The 4237-nt window shown below is 69.1% G+C and carries 6 protein-coding genes and 1 pseudogene; 4 read left to right on the top strand and 3 right to left on the bottom strand.

Translation table 11 applies throughout. The features are described from left to right. The coding region (locus tag E1182_RS29470; RefSeq protein WP_132270987.1) for a DUF5318 domain-containing protein at positions 1–375 on the bottom strand (375 nt) is incomplete at its 3' end. 175 nt (positions 376–550) lie between these two features. On the opposite strand from E1182_RS29470, the gene E1182_RS29465 reads away from it, so the two are divergent. Continuing rightward, positions 551–1189, top strand: coding sequence for a PadR family transcriptional regulator (locus tag E1182_RS29465; protein WP_132270986.1), 639 nt, complete (start codon positions 551–553; stop codon positions 1187–1189). Between the two features lie 23 nt (positions 1190–1212). Next, on the top strand, positions 1213–2292 hold the full coding sequence (locus E1182_RS29460; protein ID WP_132270985.1) for an inositol-3-phosphate synthase: 1080 nt from the start codon (positions 1213–1215) through the stop codon (positions 2290–2292). A gap of 139 nt (positions 2293–2431) precedes the next feature. Here E1182_RS29460 and E1182_RS29455 read toward each other — a convergent pair whose 3' ends face one another. Continuing rightward, entirely contained in the window at positions 2432–2911 is a 480-nt protein-coding gene (locus E1182_RS29455) for a methylated-DNA--[protein]-cysteine S-methyltransferase (protein ID WP_132270984.1), read from the bottom strand. Between the two features lie 72 nt (positions 2912–2983). Next, a complete protein-coding gene (locus E1182_RS29450; RefSeq protein WP_132270983.1) occupies positions 2984–3388 on the bottom strand; it encodes a hypothetical protein in 405 nt (134 codons plus the stop codon). 137 nt (positions 3389–3525) lie between these two features. Here E1182_RS29450 and E1182_RS29445 point away from each other — a divergent pair, with 137 nt between their 5' ends. Continuing rightward, positions 3526–4047, top strand: coding sequence for a SigE family RNA polymerase sigma factor (locus tag E1182_RS29445; protein WP_132270982.1), 522 nt, complete (start codon positions 3526–3528; stop codon positions 4045–4047). Next, positions 4044–4237, top strand: a pseudogene (locus E1182_RS29440) (hypothetical protein); the annotation flags it as partial. The gene E1182_RS29445 and the pseudogene E1182_RS29440, both read left to right, overlap by 4 nt.

Below are 4237 nucleotides of genomic sequence, written 5' to 3'. Positions count from 1 at the left end.
CTCCTCGGCCAGCCCGCCCCACCCGAGCAGGAACTGCTCGACGAGGTGGTTCCAGTCGCAGCCGAGGCACACCTCCACCACGAAGACCTGGAACTCACGCAGCGTCATCGCCAGCGCGGGCAACTCGGCCAGGGCGCGTGCCTGACCGGCGGACTGCTTGAGTTCGTCCCCGTAAATGTAATGGACGTGGATGAGGTTCTCGCTGCGGCAGACGGGGCAGCGCTCCTCGGTGGGCTCACCGTGGAAGCGGGCAGCGTTCTTCAGGTACGGCGAGGCGTCGCAGACGTCGTACGTGCCGACCCGGCCGGCGAGGAGTTCACGCAGCACCGCTCGCTTCCGGAGCGAGTAGTCGACCACCTGGCGCTGCGTACGCATGCGGCAAAGGGTACGCGGTCCGGCCGGACGAGGCGACCGCCGTCACCATGCGTGATGCGAACCTTCCGGATCCGGGGGTTTGCCTCGACCCCCGCCGGGTATTAACGTGCGATGTATCGGCCCGATACATCGGGACGTCCAACGGCCCTGTGGGTGAGGTAGGAGAGGATGGCTCGTGCTCGAACTCGCCATCCTCGGTCTGCTGCAGGAGTCCCCCATGCACGGCTACGAGCTCCGCAAGGAACTCACCGCCAAGCTGGGAGCCATCCGGGCAGCCATCAGCTACGGCTCGCTCTACCCGACCCTGCGCAGGCTGCAGGCGGCGGGATGGATCACCGAAGCCGCCGAGACACCCGCGACCGCCGGGGAGGTTCCCGCGTTGACCAGCCGACGGGGTCGGGTGGTCTACACCATCACCGCCGAGGGCAAGGAACGCTTCGCGCAGCTCATCGCGCAGGCCGGTCCCGAGACGTACGACGACACGGGCTTCGGTGTGCACTTCGCGTTCTTTTCCCGGACCGACCAGGCGACCCGCCTACGCATCCTGGAGGGTCGCCGCCGCACCATAGAGGAACGTCGCGAGGGACTTCGCGACGTACTGGCCCGAGCGGCCGAGCGCCTCGACGCGTACACCCTGGAACTGCAACGCCACGGGCTCGACGCCTGTGAGCGCGAGGTCCGCTGGCTGGAGGAGCTCATCGCCAACGAGCGCTCCGGCCGTGCCCCGACGGTCCCGGGCACCGGGACGGCCGGCGGACGACGAGAAACCGACAGCCCGCCTCCGCCTGGAGAGTCCAGGAAAGAGCGGCCGTGATGAAGAAGAAGGAGGCAGACGCTATGGGCTCCGTCCGCGTCGCCATTGTCGGTGTGGGTAACTGCGCCTCGTCCCTCGTGCAGGGCGTGGAGTACTACCGCAACGCCGACCCGACCGACCGCGTCCCGGGTCTCATGCACGTCACCTTCGGCGACTACCACGTCTCCGACGTGCAGTTCGTCGCGGCGTTCGATGTGGACGCCAAGAAGGTGGGCATGGACCTCGCCGAGGCGATCGTCGCCAGCGAGAACAACACCATCAAGCTGTGCGACGTACCGCCGACCGGGGTGACCGTGCAGCGCGGCCCGACCTTCGACGGGCTGGGCCAGTACTACCGCGAGATCATCGAGGAGTCGGACGTCGAGCCGGTGGACGTGGCCCAGGCACTGCGCGACGCCCAGGTCGACGTGGTCGTCTCCTACCTGCCGGTCGGTTCCGAGCAGGCCGACAAGTTCTACGCCCAGGCGGCGATCGACGCCGGCTGCGCGTTCGTCAACGCCCTGCCGGTCTTCATCGCCTCGGACCCGGAGTGGGCGCAGAAGTTCACCGACGCGGGCCTGCCGATCGTCGGCGACGACATCAAGAGCCAGGTCGGTGCGACCATCGTGCACCGCGCGCTGGCGAAGCTCTTCGAGGACCGTGGCGTCGAGCTGCTGCGCACGTACCAGCTCAACTTCGGCGGCAACATGGACTTCATGAACATGCTGGAGCGCAACCGGCTGGTCTCGAAGAAGATCTCGAAGACCCAGTCGGTCACCTCCCAGGTGCCGCACGAGATGGCCAAGAGCGACGTGCACATCGGCCCGTCCGACCACGTGCCGTGGCTCGACGACCGCAAGTGGGCGTACATCCGCCTGGAGGGCCGCTCCTTCGGTGACGCCCCGCTCAACGCCGAGCTGAAGCTCGAGGTGTGGGACTCGCCGAACTCGGCCGGCGTGATCATCGACGCCGTCCGGGCCGCGAAGATCGCCCTGGACCGCAAGATCGGTGGCCCGATCCTCTCGGCCTCCTCCTACTTCATGAAGTCTCCGCCCGTGCAGTACGCCGACCACGAGGCGCACGCCGCCGTCGAGGCGTTCATCGCCGGTGAGGTCGAGCGCTGACCCGCTGACCAGCAACACGACGAGGGCCGGGTCCTGACGGGTCCGGCCCTCGTCGTGTCCTGCCCGGATCGTTGACGCCTGCCCGATTCGACACGCCGGAAGACGGGCCGCCGAACCGCCAAGGATCATGGGGCCCTGATCAGGACCAGGCACGTTGCAAGGCGACCCGAGCCTCCAGCTCCAGCAGCTTCACCTTGCGGTCCAGCCCACCACCGAAGCCGACCAGCTTCCCGCCCGCCCCGACGATCCGGTGGCAGGGCACGAGCACCGGGATCGGGTTGCGGTTGCAGGCCACCCCCACCGCCCGGGCCGCTCCCGGGTCGCCGACCCGGCGGGCCACCTCACCGTAGGTGAGCGTCTCCCCGTACGGAATCCGGGTCATCTCCCGCCAGACCGCGCGCTCGAAATCGGAGCCGCGAGGCGGCTCCACCGGCACCGTGAAGCCCTCCAACTCCCCCGCGAAGTACGCCCGCAACTCCGCGACGACCTGTCGGTCCACCTCGTCGACGGGCTGCTCGATTGCCGCCGCGACCCGACCGAAGTGCGCGCCACGCACCGCCGCACCGTCGGTGGCCACGGAGAACTCCCCGATCGGCGAGTCGAGCACGGTCCAGCGCATGCGGGCCATTCTGCCCCTCGCCTGCGACACCAACGAACCCGGCGGGCTGGGGCTGTCCTCGTCGCGGCCGGGTCAGAGCAGGGAGATGCCGAGCAGCAGAGCACCCGCGCTCAGGCTCGCCCCGCCCGCCACCGTGAGCCAGATCAACTTGTTGGGCCGGGTGTCGGTCGGTCGCACGACAGAGAGGAAGAAGCCGAGCGGCATCAGGATCGGCGCGGCGACGAACAGCGACCGGATCAGCGTCCGTGTCCCGCCCGACACGTCGGCCTGGTCGATGTAGGGCAACGCGACGAGGGCGAAGAGAACCAGCACGCCGGCATGCGCGTGGCCCGCCGTCCACATTCCCCGGCGGACGGGATTGTCCAGGTAGCCAGGCTTCCGGCGGGCCAGGTGGGTGAGCAGGGTCAACCCGCCGTACGCGACCGCGACGACGGTGATCAGGAGTATTCCGGCCGTGGTGAGCGTGTCCGACGACATGGCGGCCCCTTTCTTGTCAATGCCAAGATGCCTTCCCCGAACTATCTTGTCAACGGCTAGTTTCATGGTCGGTCACCCATCGCGCCAACCAGGCAAACTTCGGCCACGGTCACGCGTCTGAACATCGGAGGTGGACGGTGGCTGACGTGACCGACGGGGAGTTCACCGATTTCGTCAACGAGCGGGGCGACAAGCTGCTGCGCGTCGCGTACGCGCTCGCGGGTAGCCAGCACGCCGCCGAGGACCTGCTGCAGAACGCGCTCGCCAAGGCGTACGCCCGGTGGCCCCGGATCAGGGGCGACGCAGAGCCGTACGTGAAGCGGATCCTCTACCACGACCAGGTCTCCGGTTGGCGGCGGCTGTCCCGACGCCGGGAGGTGCCAATGGCCGACCTGCCTGAGCGGCCCGAGGTGTGTGACAGCGGCCACGACAGCGAGCTGCGGCTACTGCTACGCGAGGCTCTGCGCGCACTGCCGCCGCGACAGCGCGCTGTACTGACGCTGCGCTATCTGGAGGATTTGAGTGTCGCGGAAACCGCGACGATCCTCGGTTGCCGCGCGGGCACGGTGGCCAGCCAGACCGCCAAGGCCCTGGCCCGGCTCCGGCAACTGGTGCCGGAGCTGGATGAGATGACGACCCGCGCGGAGGTGACGCGATGACCAGGATGGTGGACGAAACGCTGCGGGCCGCCGTGCGCGACCTCGCGGACGGGGTACGGCCTGCGCCCGACCTGGCCGTCCGGGCGCTCGGACGGGGTCGCCGGCTGCGCCGCCGCCGACGCGCCACCACGGCCGGCGCCGCCCTGATAGCGGTCGTCGCGGTGGCCCTACCGTTCGTCCTGCTCCAGCC

Source organism: Micromonospora sp. KC721 (assembly GCF_004348355.1).
Lineage (GTDB): Bacteria > Actinomycetota > Actinomycetes > Mycobacteriales > Micromonosporaceae > Micromonospora.
This window is presented reverse-complemented; position numbering and strand designations above follow the sequence as displayed.